Source organism: Streptomyces sp. AC558_RSS880 (assembly GCF_019049255.1).
Taxonomy (GTDB): domain Bacteria; phylum Actinomycetota; class Actinomycetes; order Streptomycetales; family Streptomycetaceae; genus Streptomyces.
Genome location: NZ_JAGMUJ010000007.1, coordinates 369,292 through 393,843, shown reverse-complemented (window position 1 = coordinate 393,843; position 24,552 = coordinate 369,292). Strand labels below are relative to the sequence as shown.

The following is a 24,552-nucleotide window of genomic DNA, read 5'->3' as shown; positions in this document are numbered from 1 at the left end:
CACCCCACGCGATGACGGAGGGTGCGCCCGGAGCGCGCTACGAGCCGGGTTCGTAGTCCTGGCCGAGGACGACCGAGACGCGGGCGTTCGCGGAGACCTCGCCCTTGGTGACGGAGTCGGCGGGCAGCCCCAGGGTCTTGGCGACCTCGGTGGCGTTCTCCTTGTCGGCGGCGTCCGCGTAGACGACCTTCGAGGTCGCCTCCGAGGCGGCGGCGGTGCCGGCCTCCCGGAAGGTGAAGCCGCCGTTGAGGAGCACCACCCGGGCCTTCTCGGTGCGGTTCTCCACCCCGGTGGCGTTGCGCACGGAGACGCTGACGGCGGCGTCCGGGTCGGGGCTCTTGGCGGTGCCGCCGAGGACGTCCTTGACCACGCTGTCGCTCGCCTGGGCGGTGAGCGTGCCGTCGTCCTGCACGGGCAGCAGCGCGCTCTTGTGGTCACCGCCCTTGGCACGGTCGGAGAGCCGGGCCAGGAAGGAGCCGAGGTCCTTGTCGGTGAGCGGCGGCTCGATGATCTGCCCGAGGGTCTGGACGGTGACCGTGGCGGCGTCCGGGTCGGAGGTCATCTTGCGCAGGACGCCGTGCAGGACCTGGCCGAACCGCTCCAGCTGGGCGTTCTGGTCCTCGCCCGGGCCGCGGTGGGTGGCGTAGGCGACGGCCGCCTTGCCGCTGAGGGTCTGGCCCTTCCCCTTCCTGACCAGGGGCGCCTCGCCCTTCTTCGCGTCCGGGTCGGGCACGTCGGTGTCGGTGTCGACCTCGATGTTGCCGACGAGGTCGACGAGGGTGAGCAGGAACGGGGTGTCCAGCCGCCAGGTGCCCTCGATGTCGGTGCCGAGGACGGTGTCGAGGGCGGTCCTGGTGCCCTCGGAACCGTCGTCCTCGACCGACTTGGCGAGCGTGGTGGTGGTGCCGTCGTCGGCGGTCAGGGCGAGGGAGTTGGGCAGCAGGACGGTGGTGCCCTGCTCGGTGGTGGTGTTGTCGACGAGCAGGGCGGTGGCGGTGCCGCCGTTGGTGGTGTCGTGCAGGTGCACGACGATCACGTCCCGCTTCTGCGCGCCCGCGGCCGTCGTGGTGCCCGTGCCGGAGCCGGAGTCGGACAGGCCCGGCAGTTTCCCGGCGTACCAGAGGTAGCCGACGCCACCGGCCACGACCAGGGCGAACACCACGACGAGGGCGACGATCCGGCTGCGGGCGCGGCGCTTGGCCTCCTCCCGGCGCTCGGTGCGGTTCTCCGTGAACTTCATCCAGTCGATGACGTCCTCGGAGTCGCCGTCGGGCTCCTCGACGAAGGCGAACTGCTCGGTGCGGTACTCCGGCGCGGGCCCGTCGGGGCCCTGCTCGTCGTCGGCCGGTCCGGGCTGCTGCGGGATGTGCGCGGTCTGCTCGGTGACGCGGGGCTGCTGCCCGGTGTGCGCGGTCTGCCCGTAGGGGTCGTACGGGGCGCCCTGGCCGCCCTGGCCGTCCTGCCGGGTGCCGTAGGGGTCATAGGAGTCGTAGGACGGCGCCTGCGACTGCTGCGGGGCTCCGGTCCCGGTCCCGGTCCCGGTCCCGTAGGGGTCGTACGAGGGCTGCTGGTGTCCGCCCGTGCCGTACGGGTCGTAGCCGTAGCCCTGCTGCTGGTACCCGTCGTACTGATGGTTCTGCTGGTCCGTGGCCTGGCGGTAGACAGGCCGGCCGTACTCGTCGTAGCCGACGAGCTCGTACGGGGCGCCCCCGTCGGCCCCGTACCCCGCGTCGTATCGGTCGTTCACCGGTGCCCCTCTCGGCTCACTCGCCGCGGTACAGCTCGCGCTTGTCGATGTAGCGCACGACTCCGTCCGGCACCAGATACCAGACGGGTTCCCCCTTGGCGACTCTCGCACGGCAGTCCGTCGAGGAGATGGCGAGGGCGGGAACCTCGACCAGCGAGACACCGCCCTCGGGCAGGCCCGCGTCGGTCAGGTGGTGGCCGGGCCGGGTCACGCCGATGAAGTGCGCCAGCGAGAACAGTTCCTCGCTGTCGCGCCAGGTGAGGATCTGGGCGAGGGCGTCGGCGCCGGTGATGAAGAACAGGTCCGTGTCCGGGTTGAGCGCGCGCAGGTCGCGCAGGGTGTCCACGGTGTAGGTGGGGCCGCCGCGGTCGATGTCGATGCGGCTCACCGAGAACTGCGGGTTCTCGGCGGTCGCGATGACCGTCATCAGATAGCGGTCCTCGGCGGCGGAGACCGCGCGGTGGCTCTTCTGCCACGGCTGACCGGTGGGGACGAACACCACCTCGTCGAGTCCGAACTGCGCGGCGACCTCGCTGGCCGCCACCAGGTGCCCGTGGTGGATCGGGTCGAAGGTGCCGCCCATCACGCCGAGACGGCGCCTGCCCTGCCGCGCCGGGCCGTTGCCGGGGCCGGTAGGCATGTCCTGCTCTCCCATGCGTGCAGACCCTACCGGCCCGGCCTGAGAACCCCGTCCGCCAGGGCGGCCGGCGGGAGACTCAGCGGTCGCGGTTGAAGCGGGTGGTGACCCACAGCAGGAGCAGCAGGACGAACAGGGCGCCGCCGCCGGTGAGGTAGGGGTTGAGGCTCTCGTGGTTGCCGCCGTGCTCTCCGCCCTCGGCGGCAAGGGTGGCGAACTGGGCAGCGGTGCTGTGGATGCTCATCTTCGGCAGGACCTATCGCGTGTGGGCGGTGTAAAGACGTCGGCTCATCGTATGCGGGCGCCTTCGCGCCGATCACGCCGACTCCGCCGTTGCGGGCGCGGTGGCGGGTGGAAGGAACCTTCCCCGCCGCCCAGTCGTCCTTCCGGCTGTAGCCGCGTGACAGGAACCACGCGGTGAGCGCACAGCCCACCACCACCATCACGATCGGAAGCACCCGGAGCGGAATCCCCGCACCTCCTCGGCCGTCCCGCCGTCCGTCACCGCCCGGCAGCGGTGACTCCGGCCGGGCCGGGCTTCGCCCCGGGGGGAGCGAAGGGCCGCGAAGGACCACTCAGACGCACATGGGGGACACATGTCCGACGGCCACCAGCACAACGGGCACGAGAGCGTGCCGAGCAGGCAGCGCAGGCGTTTCCCCGGGATCTCCTCGCGGGCGTACGAGCATCCGGCCGACCGCTCCGCGCTGGTGGCGCTGCGGAAGCTGAGCGGCTTCGACACGGTCTTCAAGGCGCTGAGCGGCCTGCTGCCCGAGCGCAGTCTGCGGCTGCTGTTCCTGTCCGACTCGGTGCGGGTGTCGGACCGGCAGTTCGCGCACCTCAACGACATGCTGCGGGACGCCTGCTACATCCTGGACCTGGAGAAGGTCCCGCCGATGTACGTCAACCAGGACCCGAATCCGAACGCGATGTGCATCGGCCTGGACGAGCCGATCATCGTGGTGACCACGGGTCTGGTGGAGCTGCTCGACGAGGAGGAGATGCGGGCGGTCGTCGGGCACGAGGTCGGACACGCGCTGTCCGGGCACTCGGTGTACCGGACGGTCCTGCTCTTCCTGACGTCGCTCGCGGTCCGGGTCGCGTGGATCCCGCTCGGCAACGTCGCGATCATGGCGATCGTGACGGCGCTGCGCGAGTGGTTCCGCAAGTCGGAGCTGTCCGCGGACCGCGCGGGGCTGCTGGTCGGCCAGGATCCGCAGGCCTCGATGCGCGGCCTGATGAAGATCGCGGGCGGCAACCACCTGCACGAGATGAACGTGGACGCGTTCCTGGAGCAGGCCGAGGAGTACGAGGCCGGGGGCGATCTGCGCGACTCCGTGCTGAAGATCCTCAACGTGCTGCCCCGCTCGCACCCGTTCACCACCGTGCGGGCGGCCGAGCTGAAGAAGTGGGCGGCCTCCCGCGACTACCAGCGGATCATGGACGGTCACTACCCGCGCCGCGACGAGGACAAGGACGCCTCGGTGCGGGACTCCTGGCGGGAGTCGGCGAGCAGCTACGCGGACGAGGTGCGCAGCTCCAAGGACCCGCTGATGAAGCTGGTCAGCGACATCGCGGGCGGCGCCGGGGATCTGGGCGGCCGGGTCCGCCGCGGCTTCGGCGGCTTCGCGTCGTCGCCCCCGAAGCCGGGACCGGAGGAGCCGGGTACGCCGCCGGGCACGGGGGACGACGAACCGCCGCGCGGCGGGGCGTAGGAGGTCGCCCCCGCCGCCCTTACCCGTCCCATCCCGGGGCGCTGCCCCCGGACCCCCGCTCCTCAAACGCCGGAGAGGCTGAAACTTAACCTCTCCGGCGTTTGAGGAGCGGGGTCCGGGGTGGAGCCCCAGGTTCGGGACGGGAAGGGGCGGCGGGGGCGAAAAATCCTCAGGCCCGAAGCAGCCGCACAGGGCTCAGGCAGGTGGCCACCACACCACCCGCCGATCCCGCGCTTCGCCGCCCGGCGCTCACAGCTTCGGCTGTGCGCCCGGCGCCAGGGTGCCGCACAGGGCCGGGGTGCTGCCCGTGGCGTACGGGTCGGTGCCGGCGGGGGCGGTCTGCTTCGCCGTCTGTCCCGCCAGCAGCGGGCGCAGCCGGGCGGCGGAGTCCTCGGCGCAGGACAGCGGGCCGGCCTGGACGCGGGTGGCGACGAGTTCCGCCTGGTGCAGGCGCAGGTCGTCGCGGTCGAAGCGGAAGTGCAGTTCGCGCCGGACGGTGAACAGCGACGCCTCGGCGTCCCGGTCCGCGCCGGCCGGACGCAGCGCGTAGACGAACGTGTGGTCCGTGGTGACCTCGAGGGTGGAGGAGTCGGTCTCGGCGGCCCGCATGGTGCCCTGGACGCGGATCTCGTGGTCGGCCAGCCGCACGCGGGCGGGGTCGAAGCGCACCAGCCATCCGGTGGGCGCGTGCCGTCCGTCGGCGGTGGGCCGGTCGAAGCTCCGGTCGAACTGGTCCAGCTGGCCGGAGTCGAGCAGCGCCCGCACGGGGCGGGTCTGGCCGCCGGTGAGCACGCCCGGGTCGAGGGCGGACCGCACGATGTAGTCCTTCGCGGTGAACAGCGCGCTCACCACCTGGCCGTCGGAGAAGTGCGCGGTGCGCCGGGACGCCGGGAGCGGCACCCCCTCGGCGCCGGGCCGGAACTGCGCCGCCGGACTGTGCGCGTACAGCTGTTCGACGTCGGCGGTGCCGGGGACCTCGCCCCGCGGGGCGAGCGGGACGACGGTCATCCGCAGCGGCTCGGCGGGGTCGTCGGCGGCGGGGTTCCGGTAGGGGTGGCGCAGGCCCATGTAGACGGCGGTGCCGAAGGCCACGGCGATCAGCAGGATCAGGATCAGCGCCTGCCGGGACAGACCGCCGCGGCTCCGCGGCGGGCGGCGGCGCACGGCGGGCGCGTGGTCGGTGATGCGCTGCTCGGCGGAGTACTCCTGGAGCCGGGCAGCGCGGACGAAGGACTCGTCGAAGACGACGGACCTGTACTCGTCCTCGCCACCTCCGGGGGCTCCCTCGGGTGTCCCCTCGGGTGGGTCCGAAGGCCCTCCCATATCTTCAGGGTAGGTCCGGGGAGGTCCCGGTAAACGCCCGACCGACGCACAAGTTTTGACAGGTTCTCACCAAGCCTGCGGCCGGTCTCAGGGGCCGCCGCGCGGGATCACCGGGACGGTCGGCCGGGAGTAGTCGGCCGACGCGGAGGGCGCCGCCACGCCCCCCTGCTCCACGCCGGCGGTGGCGGGCGGCGGGGCCGGGTCCTGGCGGCTGGAGGAGGCGCCCCGGTAGACGGCCGAGAAGGCGAGCGCGACCATGCCGATGCCCATCACCAGGGCGAGCATCCAGGCGACGGGACGGTGCCAGCGCACCTGTCTGCCGTACGGGCCCGGGGAGCCGTAGTCGTCCTCCGGGACGTCCTCGTCGTCCGGGTCGTCGTAGCCGGAGTCGCCCCGGTAACCGCCGTACCCCTCGTCGTACCGCTCGCCGCGCGTACGGGCCCGGTGGGCCTCGGCCTCGGAGGCCTCGGCTCTGGCCTGCGCGGCGGCCAGGAGGCGTTCGACGGCGGTCGGCTCGTGCACCTCGGCCGCCCGTACGAAGGCCTCGTCGAAGACCACGGAGGCGAACTCTTCGTCCGACACCCCGCGGTCGTGGTCGTCGTCGGGCTCCCAGCCGTCAGGGAACGGCGTGCCCCCCACGTCCTCCGGCACGGATCCAGAGTAGACCTGGGGGGTCAATTTGGGCAGACCGTATGGAAATTCATCCGTCTGCCGAGACGGCCGTACCGCCGCTCCCCTCCCGTGAGCGGCTCAGCGCCGTACGTGACCGTCGCCGGTGACGATGTACTTCGTGCTGGTCAGCTCGGGCAGGCCCATCGGTCCCCGGGCGTGCAGCTTCTGCGTCGAGATGCCGATCTCCGCGCCGAAGCCGAACTGGCCGCCGTCGGTGAACCGGGTGGAGGCGTTCACCGCGACCGTGGTGGAGTCCACCAGCTGGGTGAAGCGGCGGGCGGCCTGCTGCGAGGTGGTGACGATCGCCTCGGTGTGGCCGGAGGTCCACAGCCGGATGTGCTCGACGGCCCGGTCGAGGGAGTCGACGACGGCGGCGGCGATGTCGTGGGAGAGGTACTCGGTCTCCCAGTCCTCCGTGGTGGCCTCCACGACGGTGGCGCGGGAGTCCTTGGCGTACGCCATCACGCGTTCGTCGGCGTGCACGGTCACCCCGGCGTCGGCGAGGGCGTCCAGGGCACGGGGCAGGAACTCGGCGGCGATGTCCTGGTGGACCAGGAGGGTCTCGGCGGCGTTGCACACGCCGACCCGCTGGGCCTTGGAGTTGACCAGGATCTCGACGGCCATGTCGAGGTCGGCCTGCGCGTCGACGTAGACGTGGCAGTTGCCGGTGCCGGTCTCGATGACCGGGACGACCGACTCCTGGACGACCGTGTTGATCAGGGAGGCGCCGCCGCGCGGGATGAGCACGTCGACCAGGCCGCGGGCGCGCATCAGCTCGCGCACGCTGTCGCGGCTCTCGCCGGGCACCAACTGCACGGCGTCGGCGGGCAGGCCCGCGCCGTGCACGGCGTCGCGCAGCACCCGCACCAGCGCGGTGTTCGACCGGTACGCGGAGGAGGAGCCGCGCAGCAGGACCGCGTTGCCGGACTTCAGGCAGAGGGCGGCGGCGTCGACCGTCACGTTCGGGCGGCCCTCGTAGATGATCCCGACGACGCCGAGCGGCACCCGGACCTGGCGCAGGTCGATGCCGTTGGGCAGCGTGGAGCCGCGGACCACCTCGCCGACCGGGTCGGGCAGCGCGGCCACGTCCCGCACGTCGGCGGCGATGGCGCGCACCCGCTCCGGGGTGAGGGTGAGCCGGTCGATCATGCCCTCGCTGATACCGGCCTCGCGGGCCTTCGCCACGTCCTGGGCGTTGGCCTCGACGATCTCGCTCGTACGGACCTCCAGCGCGTCCGCGATGGCGAGCAGCGCGTCGTCCTTGGCGGCGCGCGGCAGCGGCGCGAGGGTGGCGGCGGCGCCCTTGGCCCGGTAGGCGGCCTGGTTGACCGGGGACATCGAGTCGTACGGCGAGAGCGTGGTCATGGGGAAAGGGTAGTGCGGGCGGCCCGGCCGGCAGGCGGTCGTCCCACACCCCGAGACAGGGACGTTTGCGTCTAAAACGGGTGCACGCCCACCGGGGTCGCCAGGACCGGCCCGTACCCCGCCGCGACGCGCTGGTGGTAGGTGGCCCGGTCGATGACCTCCAGGCCGACGATCTCCCAGGGCGGCAGGCCGGCGGTCTGGCGGTGTTCGCCCCACAGGCGCAGCGCCACGGCGGCCGCGTCGTGCAGGTCGCGGGCCTCCTCCCAGTAGCGGATCTCCGCGTGGTCGTCGGCGTAGCGGCTGGTCAGCAGGAACGGGTGGTCGTGGGCGAGCTGCTCCAGCGCCCGCCGGACCTCCGCGACCGGGGCCGGTTCGCCGGAGACGCTGAGGGTGACGTGCCACAGGCGCGGCAGGTCCCGGGATTCGCCGCCGCCCTGGAACCGGTCACCGGCCGCGACGCTGCTCAGGGCGCGCTCGTCGCCGGCCGCACGGGAGCCGGCCCCGCGGAACGACGTCGTCCCCGGGCGCACTCGTCTCACGACGGCCTCCTTCACGCGCGGACCCACCCGGTGGTCGGGCGGATGTGTCCTCGCAACAAAGTTGAGCAGGCCGCCGGGGATCGCGGGGCACTTTCACGGAACGTCCCCCACCGAGGGCGGACGTTTTCGCCCATTACGGATGCAGGACCACCAGATCGTCCCTGTGTACGACCTCACGTTCGTACTCCGGCCCGAGATCCCGGGCGAGCTCATGGGTCGAGCGGCCGATCAGGAGGGGGATCTCCTTGGCGTCGAAGTTGACCAGCCCCCGGGCCACCGCCCGCCCCTCGCGGTCCCGCAGCTCGACCGGGTCGCCCGCGCTGAACTCGCCCTCGACGCCCGCGATCCCGGCCGGCAGCAGCGACTTGCGGCCCTGGACGACCGCGCGCACCGCGCCGTCGTCCAGGGTGATCGAGCCCTGCGGGGTGGAGGCGTGCTGGAGCCACAGCAGCCGGTCGGCGGAGCGGCGCCCTGTGGGGTGGAAGTAGGTGCCGGTGTCGCCGCCGGTGAGGGCGTCGGCGGCGTGCACCGCGCTGGTCAGCACCACCCGGATGCCGGCGGCGGCGGCGATCGAGGCGGCCTCGACCTTGGTGACCATGCCGCCGGTGCCGACGCCCGCCTTGCCGGCGCTGCCGATCTCGACGTGGGCGAGGTCCGCGGGACCCCTGACCTCTGCGATCCGCGAGGTGCCGGGGCGGGCGGGGTCGCCGTCGTAGACACCGTCCACGTCGGACAGCAGGACCAGCAGGTCGGCGCGGATCAGGTGGGCGACGAGGGCGGCGAGCCGGTCGTTGTCACCGAAGCGGATCTCGTCGGTGGCGACGGTGTCGTTCTCGTTGACGATCGGGAACGCGCCCATCGCCAGCAGCTCGTCGAGGGTGCGGGAGGCGTTGCGGTGGTGTGCGCGGCGGCTCATGTCGTCGCTGGTCAGCAGCACCTGGCCGACCCGGACGCCGTAGCGTGCGAAGGAGGCGGTGTAGCGGGCGACCAGCAGCCCCTGGCCGACGCTGGCGGCGGCCTGCTGCCGGGCCAGGTCCCTGGGCCGGCGGCGCAGGCCCAGCGGGGCGAGTCCGGCGGCGATGGCACCGGAGGAGACGAGGACGATCTCCCGTTCCCCCCCGCTCCGCACCTTCGCCAGCACGTCGACGAGCGCGTCCACGCGATCCGCGTCCAGACCGCCCGCCGCGGTGGTCAGCGACGAGGAGCCGACCTTGACGACGATCCTGCGCGCCTCACCCACGGCCTGCCTCACCCCTGCCACCTTGCCGCCCGTCCCCTCACGTCGATCGATCGCCCACCAGGCAATCTACGCGAAGCGGATCAGCGGGCGCTCGGTGTTTCACTCCCCGGACCGACCACCCGGGGCGATCACGCGAACACGCTCCGCGTACGTCGAAAAGGTTGTATTGGTTGCCTATAGAAATCAAAGGAACTTCAAACATAATGTGAACGTCTGTACTATCTTGAAATCTTGAAGGGCGCCCTGTGAGACGCATCCTGCTCCGGTCGGGCAAGAGCCCGTTCGACGTCGTACCCGTGGAAGAAGCCCTGCACAGGGACGTCATCGCCACCAACTCGGGCAACCTGATCTTCAGTGACGCCGCCCACAAGATCCTCACGGCACCCGACACCGAGGTCGTCTCGAACGGCATGCGGACGGACGTCACGGCGGCCGGGCGGATCAACGACGAGTACGACGTGTTCGTGGTGCCGCTGGCCAACGCCTTCCGGCCGTCGTTCGAGGCCTCGCTGGAGCGCCTGACCCGGCTGATCAACAAGCTGAAGATCCCGGTCGTGGTGCTCGGGGTCGGCGCGCAGAGCGGGATCACGTACGACGCGGACCGGCTGAAGGCCTTGGAGCCGACCGTGCGCGCCTTCTGCTCGGCCGTGCTGGACCACAGCGCGTCGATCGGTGTGCGCGGCGAGTTCACCGAGCGGTACCTCAACGAGATGGGCTTCAGGGACGTGGAGGTCATCGGCTGCCCGTCGATGTTCCTGCACGGCGACAAGCTCACCGTGGAGAAGAAGGCGGCGGCGCTGACCCCCGAGTCGCGGATCGCGGTCAACGGCTCCCACACGGCGATGCGCAGCGGCGGCCTGCACAAGATCCTCAGCCGCACCCACGCGCGCTACCCGAACCTGCGCTACATCGGCCAGAACCTCACCGACGCCAAGCAGTTGCACTGGCGGGACGTGAACTCCCCGGCCGGCCGGATCACCCTGATGCCGACCCACCCGGACCACCCGATGTACCGGGAGGACAAGGTCCGCGTGTACATCGACCCGCAGACCTGGTTCGACGACCTGCGGGACTTCGACTACTCCTTCGGCTCGCGCATCCACGGCAACATCGCCGCGCTGCTGGCGGGCACGCCCGCGACGGTGCTGGCCTTCGACTCGCGCACGCTGGAGCTGTGCCGCTACTTCGAGATACCGCACCAGCAGCTCGATCAGACGGCCCCCGACACCGACCCCGCCGAGCTGTACGAGAAGGCCGACTTCAGCGCGCTGACCGGCAACCACCGCGAGCGGTTCGACCGGTTCACCGCGTTCCTCGACAAGAACGGCCTGCAGAACACCTTCACGCACGGCGACGGCGGAGCGGCGTTCGACGAGAAGCTCCGGTCCCTGTCCTTCCCCGCGGGCATCCGCCCCTGGCTCGACAACGACCCCGCCTCGCTCACCGCGCGGTTCAGCTGGATGTACGGCCGGGTCGCCGAGCTCACCGAGGACAACACCAAGCTGAAGCGTGACCTGGCGAAGGCCAAGTCCGCGGCGAAGAACACGGCCAAGGCGGCCAAGCCCGCCGTGGCCGCCGTGAAGCCCTCGGTCTACCGCCGTGCGCGGCGCGTGGTGGTCCGCCCCCTGCGGCGTGCGCTGCAGCCGGGACGGCAGGCCGCGCCGAAGGGCAGCGGGACCGTATAGCACGGTCAGGTCACTCCAGGGTCCGGACACCCGCGTGTCGTCCGGAGGTCGACGCGCGTTAACCCGGGCGCCCGTTCTGCGTCGACCCTGGAGTGACCGCAGTGCCCGAACCCTCGTCCCCCCGGCGGCGGACCGCCGCCCAGTTGCTCGTCCTCGCCGCCGTGTCGGCCGCCTTCGTCGCGCAGGCCGTCGCCGCGCTGCGCCCCCATGTGCCGCTGCTGCTCGCCTCGACCGCCGTGTCCCTGGCGGTCGAGGGCGTGCTGTACCGGTGGCAGCCCGGCATGGTGTCGCTGTTCGCCAAGTCGCACGCGGACGTCACCGTCCGCCATGTGCTGCGCGATCTGCTGCTGGTGGCGGGTCTGCTGCGGCTCGGCGAGCAGCACCGGGAGACGCAGTACGCCCCGCTGGTCGCCGGGCTGCTCGCCTTCTACGCGCTGCACTGCACGGTCCAGGTGGTGTCCGTGCTGGTCCGCCGCACCCGTACGCTGCCGGTGCTGACCCGCAACATCGACGCCTCGGCGCTGCGCCTGTCCCCCGCCCCGGCCGCGCTGCTGCGCCGCCCCGGCCACCGGCTGCTGGTGTTCGGCCTGCCCGCCACGGCCGGGCTGACGGCGACGGCGGTCACCGACGACGCCCGGTACGCGGCGGCCGGTGTCGCGCTGGCGCTGCTGCTCACGTCCGTCGGCCTGGGCGCGCTGCTGCTGCGGCTGCTGCCGGGGCGGCGTCCGGCGGGCGAGCAGGAGGTGCTCGACTGGTTCGACGCGTGGCTGGCCGAGTACCGGCCGACGGTCGGCCTGTACTTCTCCGGCGGCCCGTCCTCCGCCTACCAGGCCAACATGTGGCTGGAGCCGCTGGCCGGGCTCGGCGGGCGGCCGGTGATCGTCCTGCGGGAGCGGTTCATGGTGCCGAGGATCGCGGCGACCGACATCCCGGTCGTGTGCCTGCCGAAGGTGTCCACGCTGATGCGTCTGGAGCAGTCCACGCTCCAGGTGCTCATCCACCCGTCGAACTCCGGCAAGACCTCCCAGGTGCTGCGGATCCCCACGATCCTGCACACCTTCGTCAACCACGGCGAGAGCGACAAGCTGTCGTCCTGCAACCCGTACGCGAAGGCGTACGACGAGGTGTGGGTGGCCGGTCCGGCGGCGCGCGAGCGGTACGCGCTGGCCGACGTGGGGGTCGAGGACAAGGACGTGGTGGAGATCGGCCGCCCGCAGCTGGACGCCGTACGCCCGTACGCGGGTCCGCCCACCGGTTCCCACGTGACGGTGCTGTACGCGCCGACCTGGGAGGGCTGGGACGGCAACCCGGGCAACACGTCGGTGGTCGCGGCCGGCGAGAACCTGGTGCGGGCGCTGCTCGCCGACCCGGGGGTGCGGCTGCTGTACAAGCCGCATCCGCTGACCGGCTCGGTGGATCCGCGGGCGGGCGCCGCCGACCGGCGCGTGCGGGAGCTGATCCGGGCGGCGAACCGGGAGCGGTCCGGGGCGCGTCCCGCGCCGTCGGAGGAGCTGGCCCGGCGCACCGCGGAGCTGGACCGGCTCACCACGGCCACCTTCCGGGCGGGCGCCGATCAGGTCGAGCGGATGCTGGTGCAGTCCGCGCCGGAGCCGGGCCGGGCGCAGGCGGTGGCGCGGGCGACGGCGGCCTGGGAGGAGGCGTACTGGGCGTCGCTGCCGGAGTGGGAGCACCAGGTCGTCACGGACGCCCGGCTCGGGCTGTACGCCTGCTTCAACGTCGCCGACCTGCTGATCAGTGATGTGTCGAGCGTGATCAGCGACTTCCTGGCGAGCGGGAAGCCGTACGCGGTGGCGAACACCGGCGGGCTGCCCGAGGAGGCGTTCCGTGCGGCGTTCCCGACGGTGGCGGCGGCGACGGTGCTGACGCCGGACGCCGCCGGGGTGCCGGCCCTGCTGGAGTCGGTCCGCGACCCGCGGAAGGACGAACTGGCGGCGGCGCGCGCGGAGTTGAAGCTCCGCCTGCTGGGCCCGGCCGACCCGCCGTCCCAGCGGCGCTTCGCCGCGGCCGTCCGGGCCCTGTGCGCGGAGTCCCAGGCCCGCCGGACCCGCACCACGCACCGCCTCACCGCGGAACTCCCCGTCCAGCGCCAGGAGACCACCCCGGCGCACGGTACGAACCCGGCGTCCCCCCGCCTCGTCTAGGGGGTCAGCAGGCGGCGGGCCTTGCGGACGGTGCGGCGCAGCAGGGAGTCCGTGCCGTCCGCGCGGTGGCCGGGTACCGCGCGGGCCTCGCGCGGGGAGGCCAGGTACACGGAGTCGGGGATGCCGGCCGCGCGGTCACGGAAGTGCGGGTAGGCGAGGTAGACGCGGCGGCCCCGCCGCTCCAGCAGGGCCTGCGGCTGCTTCTTCTCCCGGAGGAACCGCAGGACGTCCGTGAGGAGTTCCAGCCGCTGCCCGGCCACCAGGTGCAGCCGCAGCCGCTCCTCGGTCTTCAGCAGCCGGGCGACGCCCTCGGTCCAGTGGACGTCCATCAGCGGCCGCGCCAGCTCCAGCTTGCGCCGCCGGACCTCGTCGGAGTCCTTGAGGAACCGGGGGCCGAACTGGGGCAGCAGGGTGACCGTGAACGGCCGCACCATCAGCAGGTCCCGGCGGGGGCCCTCGGGGACGAGATCGGCGATCAGGTTCATCAGGGCGCGGGCGGAGTCGAACCGCAGGGCGTAGCCGCCGCTCTTGGTGACGTGCTTGCCGTCGTCGCGGCCCACCAGGTAGTAGCAGGTGTAGTCGGCGATCACGGAGACGCCGTCGGCCCGCAGATAGGCCTCCATGGTGAACAGCGCGTCCTCGCCGGTGAACAGGGACTCGTCGAACCGTATGCCGTGCCGGTCGAGTAACGCGCGGCGGAACAGCTTCTGCGCGCTGAGCGTGAACTTGATGTTGGACGAGTAGACGTCCGTACGCTCCAGCGTCTTGCCCCACATGGACTTCGGCGCGCCCCGGTTGACGCCCTCGATCCGGCCCAGCACGACATCGGTGCCGGCCCGGTCGGCCATGTCGACCATCCGCTCCAGGGCCTCGGGGCCCAGCCGGTCGTCGGCGTCCAGGAAGAAGACGTAGCGTCCGGCGGCCTTGCCCAGGCCCACGTTGCGCGGGCCGCTGGGGCCGCCGGAGTTCTCCTGCCGGAGCACGGTGACCGGCATGGGCGCGCGGGCCGCGAACTCCTCCAGGCACTCCCCCGTGCCGTCGGTCGAGCCGTCGTCGACCGCGATGACCTCGATGCGCTCCGGGGCGATGGTCTGCGCCTCCACGGAGGCGAGGCACTCGACCAGATACGGCATCGCCTCGTACGCCCCGATGACCACGGTGACATCAGGCTGCGCCATGGTCACTTCCCCCTCGTCACGGGGCGTTTCCCCCGTATCGCCTCATTCTTTACTTGTTAGACGGACGTTCGAGGCAAGGGGTTGCCTCGGACACCTGTTTTAGTGGTCCACGTCACAGGGTCGCCGACGGTCTTTCGGGCAGGTGAAAGGGCTCGGCCCCCGAGGAGTCGATCCTCGGGGGCCGAGCCCTGTCGAGCCCGCCGGGCCGGTCAGCCGACGTCGACGCCGCCCGTCTCACCGGCCGCCGACGTCCGCGGCACGGGCACCGCGTCCGCCAGCTCCACGTCGGGGCCGCCGGTGGTGATCCGGGACTCCTGGCCGAGGTTGCGCGTCTCGGCCTTCAGCGCGAGCTGGGCGACCGCGGTGTTGAACTGGTCGATGGACTTCGGCTCGTCCGGGCCGAGCAGATAGCGCTTGAGCTCCCCCCGGTCCCCGGCCAGCGGGTCGGCGGCCGGGTCGCGGACCGCGTCGAGCAGCCCGCCGAGCTCCTTCGCGCTGTTGGACAGGATCACCGCGGCGCGCACCGCCGTGTTCTGCCGCTTGAACTCCTCCACGCCCAGCTCGGCGGAGTCCGTGACGGCGTACGGCTTGCCGCTGGCGATGAAGTCGGAGACCACGCTGGAGATGTCGGAGACCATCGCGTCGGAGACGTTGAAGCAGTCGTACAGCCGCGGCTCGGCGCCCGTGATGACGCGGTGCTCCCAGTCGGGGAAGGAGCGCCAGTACGCGGCGTTCCACTCGGCGCGCAGCCGGGCGGTCTCCTCGTGCCGGGCCACGTCGACGAGCCCGTCGCGGGTGGCCTCGGCCTCGTCGCCGTTGTCGGTGCCGACGGCCAGCTCGGCCAGCCGGGCCTCGATGCGTGCCAGCTCGGCCCCGGCCCGGGCCTGGGCGGCGGTGTCGGTGGTGAACCGCGGGTCGGCGGCGCGTGCGGCGGCGGCCTTCTCCACCAGCGCGATGATCCGCTGGTGGGCGGCCTTCGCCTTGGCGCTGCGGGTGCCGGTGAAGGGGTGCGGCTTGTACAGGACCCGCACCGCCGGGTCGGCCTCGACCAGCTTCTTCACGATGTTCTCGCCGGCCAGCAGGATCGAGGTGTTGCCGGGGTTGTCGTCCCAGCCCTCCCAGGTGGGCGCGTACAGGACCGTCGGCATGCGGTCGCCGGGGACGCCCTGCCAGGTCTGGATCGGGGCCAGCTGCGGGCGGCCGACCTCGACGATGTCGGCGTCGCGGACACCGACGTCGGCGATGGCGTAGCGGTCGCGGCCCGCGCGGCCGGCCGTCCACACCTCGTCGTAGACCTTGCTGTACGGGTTGACGCTGGCGAGCTTGTCGCTGTCGCCGTGGCCGATGAAGACGTGCTTCATGGTGGGCACGCGCAGCATGTGGATGTTCTTGCCGACGTTCGCCGCGTACAGCGCGACCCGCACCGTGGACAGGTCCATGTTCATCAGGTGCACCCCTCCGGGCACGCAGACGACGGGGACCGTGGTGGGCGCCAGGTTCTGCAGGATGACCCGCTCGCGCAGGACGACCAGCGGACGGGTGTCCAGCTGCTCCATGGTCTCCAGCCACATGTTGACCTGGTAGGCGGAGTCCTTGGAACCGGAGAAGTACAGCACGGTCTCCGGGCGGTACTCGCGCAGCCAGCCGTCGACCGCCTCCAGCACCTTCTCCGGGCTCGGCGGGGTCTTCCGGCCGCGCACGTAGGGCAGCAGGACGAGGATGTACAGGATGCCCGCGGCCACCGTGACGCCGATGCCGGCGTAGCCGACGGCGGCCGACTCCAGGGAGGCGCCGACGAGTATGCCGGCGACCGCCGCGAGGTCGAGGTGGAGCATCTTCTCCGCGGCGCGGTTCAGCAGCGCGCGCGGCGGCGCGTCCGGGATGCGGATACGGGAGGCCAGGTCGACGTTGCGGGTGGCGACCGGCATCCGGCGGCGGTTGCGGATCAGCGTGGTGAGCACGCCGTGCGGGGCCTGAAGACCGTAGAAGGCGATGAAGCAGGCGATCGCCCCGTAGTAGATCAGGTTGTCCGCGAGGGACAGGCGGGCCAGCAGCAGGATCAGCAGCAGCTCCCGGATCAGGAAGCGGATCGACAGGCCGGCCCGCACCTTGCTGAGACGGCTGACCAGATAGCTGCCCTTGCGGTGCAGATAGTGGTCCGCCAGGTACGTCACGGCGGCCGCTGCCGCGAAGGCGGGGATGCTCGGGACGAGCGCGGCCAGCATGAGGCAGGGGTAGCCCAGCATCATGAGGACCGCCGCGGCCAGCTCGGCCGCGCTGCCCACCCGGGCGACGCGAATAGCGGTGGATATCACGAATAACCTGCTCTTGGAGGGGGGAGTGCCGGTTTTGTGCCTGTGCGCAATTCGGGAGGTACGGATTCAGGCCCCCGCGAACTCCCGTCGACTGACCGCGTGAACAGGAGGCCGCAGGGGCCTGAATTACGGAAGGCTATTTGGCGGCAATTATTACACGCCGTCCTGACGGTCCAGCACCGCGGCCAGCGCCTGCTCGAACCCGGTGGCCCGTGCCGCACCCGCCGTCGGGTCCTGCTGCCGTACGTCGATGACATGGCCGGTGAGCTCGGACAACAGCACGTCCAGTGAGGTCCGGGCCACCGCCTCGGAGGACAGCAGGCTGCCCGCCGGCTCCTGCCCGAAAGCCTTGGTGCGCATCGGCGTGGCGGTGCGCTCCGGGTTGATGCAGTTCACCCGGACGCCGTCACCGGCCCACTCGTCGGACAGGGCCTGGGTGAGGTTCACCATGGCGGCCTTGGTCGAGGAGTACAGGCTGTACTCGGCGCGCCCGCGGGTGTAGCTGCTGGAGGTGTACAGCAGCAGCTGCCCCTTGGCCTCGGCCAGGTACTTGTAGGCGGAGCGGGCGATCTGCACCGGGGCCAGGTAGTTGACCTTCAGCGCCTCCTCGATGGTGGCGTTGTCGGTCTCGGCGAGCTTGCCGATGCGCAGCACGCCCGCGGTGTTGACGACGTAGTCGATGCGGCCGGTCTCGCCGTACGCCTTGGACAGCGCGTCGTCGACCTCCTCCGGGTTCTCCACGTGGGTGCCGGTGGTGGAGCGGCCCAGCGCGTAGACGGTGGCGCCGTAGGACTCGGCGAGCTCGGCGATGTCCTTGCCGATGCCGTACGAACCGCCGAAGACCACCATCGTCTTACCGGTGAGCAGCTCGCGGTAGGCCTCCTCGGAGACCTGCTCGGGCGCGGCGGTGGAGGCGAGCTGGAAGAGCTTGTCGGCGATGAAGACGTCGACCGGCTGGGTGACCTTCATGTTGTACTCGTCACCCGCCACGACGTGGATCGGCACGTCCGGCAGGTACTTGAGCACGACCGAGCAGTCGTCCGTGGCCTGGAAGTTGGGGTCGCCGGCGGCGACCTCGTAGGCGCGGCGGATGGTGGACAGCTTGAAGGCCTGCGGGGTCTGGCCGCGGCGCAGCCGGGAGCGGTCCGGGATCTCCGTGATGAACTCGCCGTCCTCGCCGTGCGTGCGCGTGACGATGATGGTGTCGGCGGACGGGATGGCCACGTCGACGGCCTGGTAGCGCTCCAGCGCGGTCACGCAGTCGTCGATGACGCGCTGCGACAGCAGGGGGCGCACGGCGTCGTGGAAGAGGACGTTGCGGTCCTCGCCCTCGGCCAGGCCCTCGCCGAGCGCGGCGATGGCCCGCTCCGTGGTCTCGTTCCGGGTCGAGCCGCCCTCGATGACCTTGGCGACCTTCGTGAACCCGGCCTTGGCGACGATCTTCTCGATGTCGGGCACGTATCCCGGCGCCATCAGCACGATGATGTCGTCGATCGAGTCGGCCTTCTCGAAGGTGGCCAGGGTGTGCTCGATGACTGCCTTGCCGGCGATCTTCAGCAGCTGCTTGGGGATCGACAGACCCACCCGCTGACCGGTACCGCCGGCCAGGATCACTGCGGTGGTACGGGGCTTGGCTATGTGCTGGGACACAGGTGACCTACCTTGGGGCGACAGGGAACTTCGAAATGGTCCCACTTGTGGTTACCGCAGTGCAAGGTGAGCGACCTCCGCCGCATATGTGCGCGCAACCTGTCATTCACCTTGGACTCCTGGCGCCCCCGTCAGGGTTCCCGGGGCGCATCACGAATTGTTGTGAGTAACTACACAGGAGTTATGTCATTGCTGTGCGTGACAGGCGTGACACCACCCGGTCGGCTCAGCGCAGGCGCAGCCGTTTCAGGCAGCGGTGACCGAGGACCTTCACGAGTTCCTTCGACGATGTCCGGTGAACGGTACGCCCTTTGCCGGTGCCGTTCACCGCGGCGACCGCGGCGAGCATCCCGAACAGGGCCCGCGCGGCCGCCTCGGGAGCGAGCCGCGGCTCCCCCGCCGGCTCCCCGGACGCCGGCACGCGGGACAGCGACGCCAAGTCGCCGAGGACCCGTACGCCCGTGGAGCCGATCCACGCGGCCGTCTCGGCGCCGATCCCGGCGGCGGCCTCCAGGGCCCATCGCGGAGTACGGATCTTCACGTCCTGCGGGGCGGGACCGCACGAGTTCTTCATATGCGCGATCGCGCCGTGCCGCACCAGCCTCGAATACAGCTCTTCCGGAATCCCATTGCCGCGGAATTCCTTGTTGAGGTTCCGCAGCATTTCGGTCTCGGCGAGGGTGAGGGAACGGTTCGCGGTCTCCGGGACCGGCCTCAGCAGCCCCTCGGGCAGCCCCAGCAGCGCCTCGAAGGTGCGCATCAGCGCGCCCCGGTCGCGGTCGTCGACCACGACGACGGTCACCCGGTCGGGACCGGTCACCGCGGCCCACCGCTCGACCAGCCGGTCGTGCCGGTGCCGGCGCCAGAAGCTGGGGGTGGGCCTGTCGTACGGGGGCCTGCGGAGCATGTGCTCCAGCCACGGCTCGTAGCCCAGCCGCAGCCCGTTCTGCACGTACTGCTGCCACTGCGAGGGCATGATCCGCGCCAGGGGCCGCAGGGTGACCAGGACGTGCACACGGTCGCCGCCGAGTTGCCCGACGATCCGCGCGATCGTCGCCCCGTCCTCGGCGTCGGCGAAGAACTCGCTGCTGATCACGGAGGTGCGCTCCCCGGTGGCCGCCACCCGGTCCAGCAGCCGCTGCCAGTGCTTCTCGGTGGGGACGGTGTCCCCCATCATCGCGGGCCGGGCGCAGGCGGCGAGGACGGCCTCGATCGGGTGCCGGCGGTGCGCCGGGAAGTCGACGCCGTGCCGCGCCATCTCCTCCTTCGCGGCGAACAGCGCGCCCTGGACGGCGGTGGTGCCGGTTTTGTGCGGACCGATGTGCAGCAGGCGGGTGCCGGCGGGCAGCGGGGGGATCGTGGTGCCGGTGGCCGGGGGTTCTTCTCTCGTACAGTCGGTGTCCATGCCGGGGCACGGTAGGACGGCTCGCTGAGGATGCCGTGAGAGGAGCCTGGGACCCGCCTGAGCGCCGGGCTCCTCCCGTCGGGCGGCGGGCTCAGACCAGGTGCACTCCGGGGCGGCCGGCCTCGACCCGCAGACCGGCCAGCGTGCTCGGCGTGGCCCGCGGCTTCACCACGGTGTCCACCACCCGCACGCGCGCGTCGATGCCGTCCTGACCGATGTCGAACAGGTGGTAGCCGCGGTGCGCGTCGAGCAGCTTCCAGTGCGGGTTGTCCGCGCGCCGCGGGTCCCACTGCGCGCGGAACGCGGCCTGGTCCTGGTCGCCGTTGCTGGAGATGGACGTGCCGACGAACTCGGCGCCCACGACCGCCGACTTCGGGTCGGCGAAGTCCTCCTTGAGGTCGCTGATCATCGTCAGATGGCGGTCGCCGGTGAGGACGACGGGGTTGCTGACCCGCCGGAACTCCTGGAGCAGCGCGTTGCGTTCGGCCTGGTAGCCGTCCCAGGCGTCGTAGAACCAGAGCTTGCCCTCGCCGACCTGGAGGTCGGTCTCGGCCATCATGATCTGGGAGGCGATCAGGTTCCAGCGGGCGGGCGAGTGGCGCAGCCCGTCGACCAGCCAGCGCTTCTGCGCGGCCCCGAGCATGGTCAGCGACGGGTCCTGGGCGCCTTCCTGGCTGGTGGCCTGGTCGCTGCGGTACTGGCGGGTGTCCAGCACGTTGAGCCGGGCGAGCCGGCCGAACTCCAGCCGGCGGTGCATGCGGATGTGCGGGCCGTCGGGGACGGAGCTGGCGCGGACCGGCATGTGCTCGTAGTACGCCTGGTAGGCGGCCGTCAGCCGGGCGACGAACGGGTCGTGCGCCTGCTTGTCCGGGTCCTGCGGGATCTCGCCGGCGAAGTCGTTGTCGACCTCGTGGTCGTCGAAGGTGACCACGAAGGGTGCGTTGGCGTGCATCTCCGCGAGGTCCGGGTCGGAGCGGTACTGGGCGTACCGGTTGCGGTACTGCGTGAGGCTGTACGGCTCACCGCTGCCCTCGTGGCGGCGTACGCCGGTCGCCGAGGGGGTGGACTCGTAGATGTAGTCGCCGACGAACACCACGACGTCCGGGTCCTGCTGCAGCATGTCGGCGTACGGGGTGAAGTAGCCGTGCTGCCAGTTCTGGCAGGAGGCGAGGGCGACCCGCAGGTTTCCGCCGGAGCTGTCCGCGGCGGGCGCGGTACGGGTGCGGCCGACGCGTGAGAGCTGCCCGCCGGCGCGGAAGCGGAACCAGTACGTGGTGTCCGGGCTCAGCCCGCGTACGTCCACGTGGACGCTGTGCCCGTACCTGCTCCGGGCCGGAGCGACGCCCCGGCGGACGACCTTCTTGAAGCGGGCGTCCCGGGCCACCTGCCACTCCACGGCCACGGTGCGGCCGGGCATGCCGCCGCCGTTCAGCGGGTCCGGGGCGAGCCGGGTCCACAGGACGACCCCGTCCGGGAGCGGGTCGCCGGAGGCCACCCCCAGGCTGAACACACCGTCGGGCAGCTTCACTCCGGCCGCGTGCGCGGTGGCCGGCAGCCACAGCTGGGCGGAGGCGGCGGCGCCGAGCACGGCGGCACCGGCGGTCAGGACACGGCGGCGGTCGGGCTGAACTGCTCCGGTCATCGGCGGACTCCCCTGCCTCGTGTGGCACTCGGACACTGGGAAGCTCGTGGTCCGGGCGGTCCGTCCGCTGAACACCGTGGTTCGCGTGCATGACAAGCAGGGGGACAACGGAAAACCCGTCGCGGCGCGGGAACATCCCGTGGCCACGACGGGTCCGTCAGGTGAGCGGCGGGCGAAGGCGGTTGTCGCCCGTTCCGTCAGTCGGCGAAGGCGGTGCCCAGCCTCGCTCCGGTCGCCACCGTGCCGAGGGTGCCCGCGCCGAAGGTCCCGGCGCCGCCCGCGACGGCCGTCGGGGAGGAGCGGAAGTACCACACCGACCCGGCGCCGGAGTTCTCCCCCGGCGCGCCGACGACGAGGTCGGCGCGCCCGTCGCCGTTGGTGTCACCGAGGTGGGCGGCACCGCCGAACCTGTCGTTCTTCTCGGCGGTGCCGGGCACGTTCGCGGTGTTCTGGGTGACCGTCAGGCCACCGGCGCCGGTGAGCCCGTTCGCGGTGCCGCGCAGCACGACGACGGCGCCGGCCGCGGACACGCTGCCGAGGTCCTCGCCGGGCACTCCGGTGACGACGTCCTGGTAGCCGTCGCCGTCGACGTCGCCGATGTGGACGTCGGTGCCGAAGGCGTCGTCGTCCTCGGCGGTGCCGGGCACTCCGGGACGGTCCTGGTTGAGGAAGACGGCCTTGACCCCGTCGGGGCCCTCGGGGGTGCCGGGGATCCAGGTGACCCGGCCGCCCTTGACGTACGGGTTGTCGAGGTCGCTGTCGTACCCGTCCACGGCCCGGCCGACCACGATGTCGTCGTACCCGTCGGCGTTCACGTCCCCGACGTCGAGGTTCTCGCCGCCCTGGAGCCCCGCGCCGTCGATGTCGTAGACGAGGGTGAAGGGGTTGAGCGCGGTGCGGTCGCCCAGCCAGTACACGACCCGGCGGGCGTCGTACTCCTCGCCGTCGTTCTCGGTGGCGACGACGTCGGTGAGGCCGTCGCCGTTGATGTCACCGGCGGCGAGGTCGAGGACCCGGCTGTCGTACACGTCCTTCACCACCTGCTCGCCGCCCGGACCGGCGCCGTCCCGGCCGAAGGGGCCCTTGAGGATCCGCAGGTCGTGCAGGTTCTCGACGGTCACCACGTCCGGGCTGCCGTCTCCGTTTACGTCCCCGGTGGTCAGGTGACCGGCGGCGCCGAGCGCGTCATGGGCGTTCCGCCCCGACGCGAGCGCGGTGCCGCCGGACAGTCCCTGGGGCCCACCCCACAGCACCTCGACCAACCCGGCGTCGGCTCCGCCGTCCTCGGTGTCCTCCCGGGCCACGCCGACGACGAGATCGGCGTAGCCGTCCCCGTCGACGTCGGCGGTGGTGAGCGCGCTGCCGAACTCGTCGTCCGTCTCCGCGCTGCCGGGAACACCGGCGGTGTTCTGGTGGAACACCTGCTTGGTCGCCGTGCGCAGCCCGGTCGCCGACCCGTACACCACGGCGACGTAGCCGGCGCCCTTCTTGCCGGCGACGGTCGCGGTGGGGGCGGCGACGGCGAGGTCGGCGTAACCGTCGCCGTTGAAGTCGTCGCGCGGCTGGGCGGCGCCGGCCGCCGGTGCCCCGGCGGGCGCCGCGTACGCGCCGGGCACCGCGAGGGTCCCGGCGACGACGAGTGCCACACCGGTCGCGAGCGCGATCCGTGCGGGGCGGGTGAGGTTCCTGTGGCGTGGGGAAGGCGCGGCCATGGCGGGCGTCCTGTCGTAGAACCGGTCGGGTTGCCGCTCAGTACGACCGGCCGGAACACCCGTTGGTTGCCCGGGTGTTCACCACGACCTCACCCGCCGTCACCCCACCGGTCAGAACGGCTCGAAGTCGTCGTACTCCCGCTCGACGTCGTCCCGCTCGGCCTCCCGGTCGCGTCGCCGCTGGGCGGCCGGGCGGGGCGCCTCGAAGCGGTGGTCCTCGCCGCGTCGGCCGAGCATCTCCGCGCCGGCCGTGACGGTCGGCTCCCAGTCGAAGACGACCGCGTTCTCCTCGGGGCCGATGGCGACGCCGTCACCTGACCGGGCACCGGCCTTCATCAACTCCGCCTCGACACCGAGGCGGTTGAGCCGGTCGGCGAGGTAGCCGACGGCCTCGTCGTTGTTGAAGTCGGTCTGGCGGACCCAGCGTTCGGGCTTCTCGCCGCGCACGCGGAACAGCAGCTCCCCGTCGACGTCCTCGCGGGTGACGGTGAAGCCGGCGTCGTCCACGGCCTTGGGCCGGATGACGATGCGGGTCGCCTCCTCCTTGGGCTTGGCGGCCCGCGCCCCGGCCACCAGCTCGGCGAGCGCGAACGACAGCTCCCTCAGCCCCATATGGGCGACGGCCGACACCTCGAAGACGCGGTAGCCGCGCGCCTCCAGGTCGGGGCGCACCATCTCGGCGAGGTCCTTGCCGTCGGGGACGTCGATCTTGTTGAGGACGACGATGCGGGGACGGTCGCCGAGACCGCCGTACTGCCGCAGCTCCTCCTCGATGATGTCGAGGTCGGAGACGGGGTCGCGCTCGGATTCCAGCGTGGCGGTGTCCAGCACGTGCACGAGCACGCTGCACCGCTCGACGTGCCGCAGGAACTCCAGGCCGAGCCCCTTGCCCTGGCTGGCCCCGGGGATGAGGCCGGGCACGTCGGCGATGGTGTAGACGGTCGACCCGGCGGTGACGACACCGAGGTTCGGGACGAGGGTGGTGAAGGGGTAGTCGGCGATCTTCGGCTTGGCGGCGCTGAGCACGGAGATCAGCGACGACTTGCCGGCGCTCGGGTAGCCGACCAGCGCCACGTCGGCGACGGTCTTGAGCTCCAGGACGATGTCCTGCAGGTCCCCCGGCACGCCGAGCAGCGCGAACCCGGGCGCCTTGCGCCGCGCGGAGGCGAGGGCGGCGTTGCCGAGCCCGCCGCGTCCGCCCTGGGCGGCGACGTACGACGTCCCGTGCCCGACCAGGTCCGCGAGCACGTTGCCCGCCTTGTCCAGGACGACGGTCCCGTCCGGCACGGGGAGGACCAGGTCCTGCCCGTCCTTCCCGGACCGGTTGCCGCCCTCACCGGGCTTGCCGTTGGTGGCCTTGCGGTGCGGGGAGTGGTGGTAGTCGAGGAGGGTCGTCACGGACTGGTCGACGGTGAGGATCACGTCGCCGCCGCGTCCGCCGTTGCCGCCGTCGGGCCCGCCGAGCGGCTTGAACTTCTCACGGTGGACGGAGGCACAGCCGTGGCCTCCGTTACCCGCGGCGACGTGCAGCTCGACGCGGTCCACGAAGGTGGTCATGGGATGTG

18 protein-coding genes are annotated in these 24,552 nt (G+C 71.9%); 3 read left to right on the top strand and 15 right to left on the bottom strand.

Annotated features, from left to right (window positions below; translation table 11 throughout):
* Positions 1 to 37: 37 nt before the first annotated feature.
* The 3 genes from KUM38_RS03950 to KUM38_RS03940 all read right to left on the bottom strand — a co-directional run bounded on the left by KUM38_RS03950 (position 38) and on the right by KUM38_RS03940 (position 2,628).
* A complete protein-coding gene (locus tag KUM38_RS03950; RefSeq protein ID WP_217127835.1) occupies positions 38 to 1,747 on the bottom strand; it encodes a LytR C-terminal domain-containing protein in 1,710 nt (569 codons plus the stop codon).
* A 16-nt stretch (positions 1,748 to 1,763) separates the two neighbouring features.
* A complete protein-coding gene (gene nadD, locus KUM38_RS03945) occupies positions 1,764 to 2,402 on the bottom strand; it encodes a nicotinate-nucleotide adenylyltransferase (RefSeq protein WP_217127834.1) in 639 nt (212 codons plus the stop codon).
* A gap of 61 nt (positions 2,403 to 2,463) precedes the next feature.
* On the bottom strand, positions 2,464 to 2,628 hold the full coding sequence (locus KUM38_RS03940; RefSeq protein ID WP_217127833.1) for a hypothetical protein: 165 nt from the start codon (positions 2,626 to 2,628) through the stop codon (positions 2,464 to 2,466).
* A 352-nt stretch (positions 2,629 to 2,980) separates the two neighbouring features.
* Between KUM38_RS03940 and KUM38_RS03935 the strand changes: the two genes are divergently transcribed.
* Positions 2,981 to 4,099 carry a M48 family metallopeptidase gene (locus KUM38_RS03935; RefSeq protein WP_217127832.1) on the top strand — a complete coding sequence of 373 codons (1,119 nt, stop codon included), beginning with the start codon at positions 2,981 to 2,983 and terminating at the stop codon, positions 4,097 to 4,099.
* A gap of 249 nt (positions 4,100 to 4,348) precedes the next feature.
* Here KUM38_RS03935 and KUM38_RS03930 read toward each other — a convergent pair whose 3' ends face one another.
* The 5 genes from KUM38_RS03930 to proB form a co-directional block, all read right to left on the bottom strand.
* Entirely contained in the window at positions 4,349 to 5,422 is a 1,074-nt protein-coding gene (locus KUM38_RS03930) for a hypothetical protein (protein ID WP_217127831.1), read from the bottom strand.
* Between the two features lie 87 nt (positions 5,423 to 5,509).
* Positions 5,510 to 6,100 carry a hypothetical protein gene (locus KUM38_RS03925; RefSeq protein ID WP_217127830.1) on the bottom strand — a complete coding sequence of 197 codons (591 nt, stop codon included), beginning with the start codon at positions 6,098 to 6,100 and terminating at the stop codon, positions 5,510 to 5,512.
* Between the two features lie 72 nt (positions 6,101 to 6,172).
* Positions 6,173 to 7,459: a glutamate-5-semialdehyde dehydrogenase gene (locus tag KUM38_RS03920; protein ID WP_217127829.1), complete on the bottom strand. Its 1,287-nt coding sequence runs from the start codon at positions 7,457 to 7,459 to the stop codon at positions 6,173 to 6,175.
* A gap of 71 nt (positions 7,460 to 7,530) precedes the next feature.
* On the bottom strand, positions 7,531 to 7,998 hold the full coding sequence (locus tag KUM38_RS03915; protein WP_217127828.1) for a hypothetical protein: 468 nt from the start codon (positions 7,996 to 7,998) through the stop codon (positions 7,531 to 7,533).
* Between the two features lie 133 nt (positions 7,999 to 8,131).
* Positions 8,132 to 9,259, bottom strand: a complete 1,128-nt coding sequence (proB, locus tag KUM38_RS03910; protein ID WP_308408896.1) for a glutamate 5-kinase — start codon at positions 9,257 to 9,259, stop codon at positions 8,132 to 8,134.
* Between the two features lie 224 nt (positions 9,260 to 9,483).
* Between proB and KUM38_RS03905 the strand changes: the two genes are divergently transcribed.
* Together KUM38_RS03905 and KUM38_RS03900 are read left to right on the top strand one after the other, a co-directional pair.
* Entirely contained in the window at positions 9,484 to 10,923 is a 1,440-nt protein-coding gene (locus KUM38_RS03905) for a polysaccharide pyruvyl transferase family protein (protein WP_217127827.1), read from the top strand.
* Between the two features lie 101 nt (positions 10,924 to 11,024).
* Positions 11,025 to 13,085: a CDP-glycerol glycerophosphotransferase family protein gene (locus tag KUM38_RS03900; RefSeq protein ID WP_217127826.1), complete on the top strand. Its 2,061-nt coding sequence runs from the start codon at positions 11,025 to 11,027 to the stop codon at positions 13,083 to 13,085.
* Here the strand turns inward: KUM38_RS03900 and KUM38_RS03895 are convergent.
* The 7 genes from KUM38_RS03895 to obgE all read right to left on the bottom strand — a co-directional run bounded on the left by KUM38_RS03895 (position 13,082) and on the right by obgE (position 24,544).
* Positions 13,082 to 14,269, bottom strand: coding sequence for a glycosyltransferase family 2 protein (locus KUM38_RS03895; RefSeq protein ID WP_217127825.1), 1,188 nt, complete (start codon positions 14,267 to 14,269; stop codon positions 13,082 to 13,084). The genes KUM38_RS03900 and KUM38_RS03895 overlap by 4 nt on opposite strands.
* A 203-nt stretch (positions 14,270 to 14,472) precedes the next feature.
* Positions 14,473 to 16,548, bottom strand: a complete 2,076-nt coding sequence (locus tag KUM38_RS03890) for a CDP-glycerol glycerophosphotransferase family protein (protein ID WP_217127897.1) — start codon at positions 16,546 to 16,548, stop codon at positions 14,473 to 14,475.
* A 183-nt stretch (positions 16,549 to 16,731) separates the two neighbouring features.
* The gene (locus KUM38_RS03885) at positions 16,732 to 18,228 is read right to left on the bottom strand and encodes a bifunctional cytidylyltransferase/SDR family oxidoreductase (protein WP_217127824.1); all 1,497 of its coding nucleotides are present in this window, start codon (positions 18,226 to 18,228) and stop codon (positions 16,732 to 16,734) included.
* A 226-nt stretch (positions 18,229 to 18,454) separates the two neighbouring features.
* The gene (locus KUM38_RS03880; RefSeq protein ID WP_217127823.1) at positions 18,455 to 19,633 is read right to left on the bottom strand and encodes a hypothetical protein; all 1,179 of its coding nucleotides are present in this window, start codon (positions 19,631 to 19,633) and stop codon (positions 18,455 to 18,457) included.
* A 91-nt stretch (positions 19,634 to 19,724) separates the two neighbouring features.
* On the bottom strand, positions 19,725 to 21,275 hold the full coding sequence (locus KUM38_RS03875; RefSeq protein WP_217127822.1) for an alkaline phosphatase: 1,551 nt from the start codon (positions 21,273 to 21,275) through the stop codon (positions 19,725 to 19,727).
* A gap of 197 nt (positions 21,276 to 21,472) precedes the next feature.
* Positions 21,473 to 22,987, bottom strand: a complete 1,515-nt coding sequence (locus KUM38_RS03870; protein ID WP_217127821.1) for an FG-GAP-like repeat-containing protein — start codon at positions 22,985 to 22,987, stop codon at positions 21,473 to 21,475.
* Between the two features lie 111 nt (positions 22,988 to 23,098).
* Positions 23,099 to 24,544 carry a GTPase ObgE gene (gene obgE / locus KUM38_RS03865; protein ID WP_217127820.1) on the bottom strand — a complete coding sequence of 482 codons (1,446 nt, stop codon included), beginning with the start codon at positions 24,542 to 24,544 and terminating at the stop codon, positions 23,099 to 23,101.
* Positions 24,545 to 24,552 lie beyond the last annotated feature (8 nt).

Bases quoted from the DNA above. Each gene is read 5' to 3' on its own strand.
- nadD (WP_217127834.1), bottom strand. From the start codon at position 2,402: ATGGGAGAGCAGGACATGCCTACCGGCCCCGGCAACGGCCCGGCGCGG.
- KUM38_RS03940 (WP_217127833.1), bottom strand. From the start codon at position 2,628: ATGAGCATCCACAGCACCGCTGCCCAGTTCGCCACCCTTGCCGCCGAG.
- KUM38_RS03935 (WP_217127832.1), top strand. From the start codon at position 2,981: ATGTCCGACGGCCACCAGCACAACGGGCACGAGAGCGTGCCGAGCAGG.
- KUM38_RS03930 (WP_217127831.1), bottom strand. From the start codon at position 5,422: ATGGGAGGGCCTTCGGACCCACCCGAGGGGACACCCGAGGGAGCCCCC.
- KUM38_RS03920 (WP_217127829.1), bottom strand. From the start codon at position 7,459: ATGACCACGCTCTCGCCGTACGACTCGATGTCCCCGGTCAACCAGGCC.
- KUM38_RS03880 (WP_217127823.1), bottom strand. From the start codon at position 19,633: ATGGACACCGACTGTACGAGAGAAGAACCCCCGGCCACCGGCACCACG.
- KUM38_RS03875 (WP_217127822.1), bottom strand. From the start codon at position 21,275: ATGACCGGAGCAGTTCAGCCCGACCGCCGCCGTGTCCTGACCGCCGGT.
- KUM38_RS03870 (WP_217127821.1), bottom strand. From the start codon at position 22,987: ATGGCCGCGCCTTCCCCACGCCACAGGAACCTCACCCGCCCCGCACGG.
- obgE (WP_217127820.1), bottom strand. From the start codon at position 24,544: ATGACCACCTTCGTGGACCGCGTCGAGCTGCACGTCGCCGCGGGTAAC.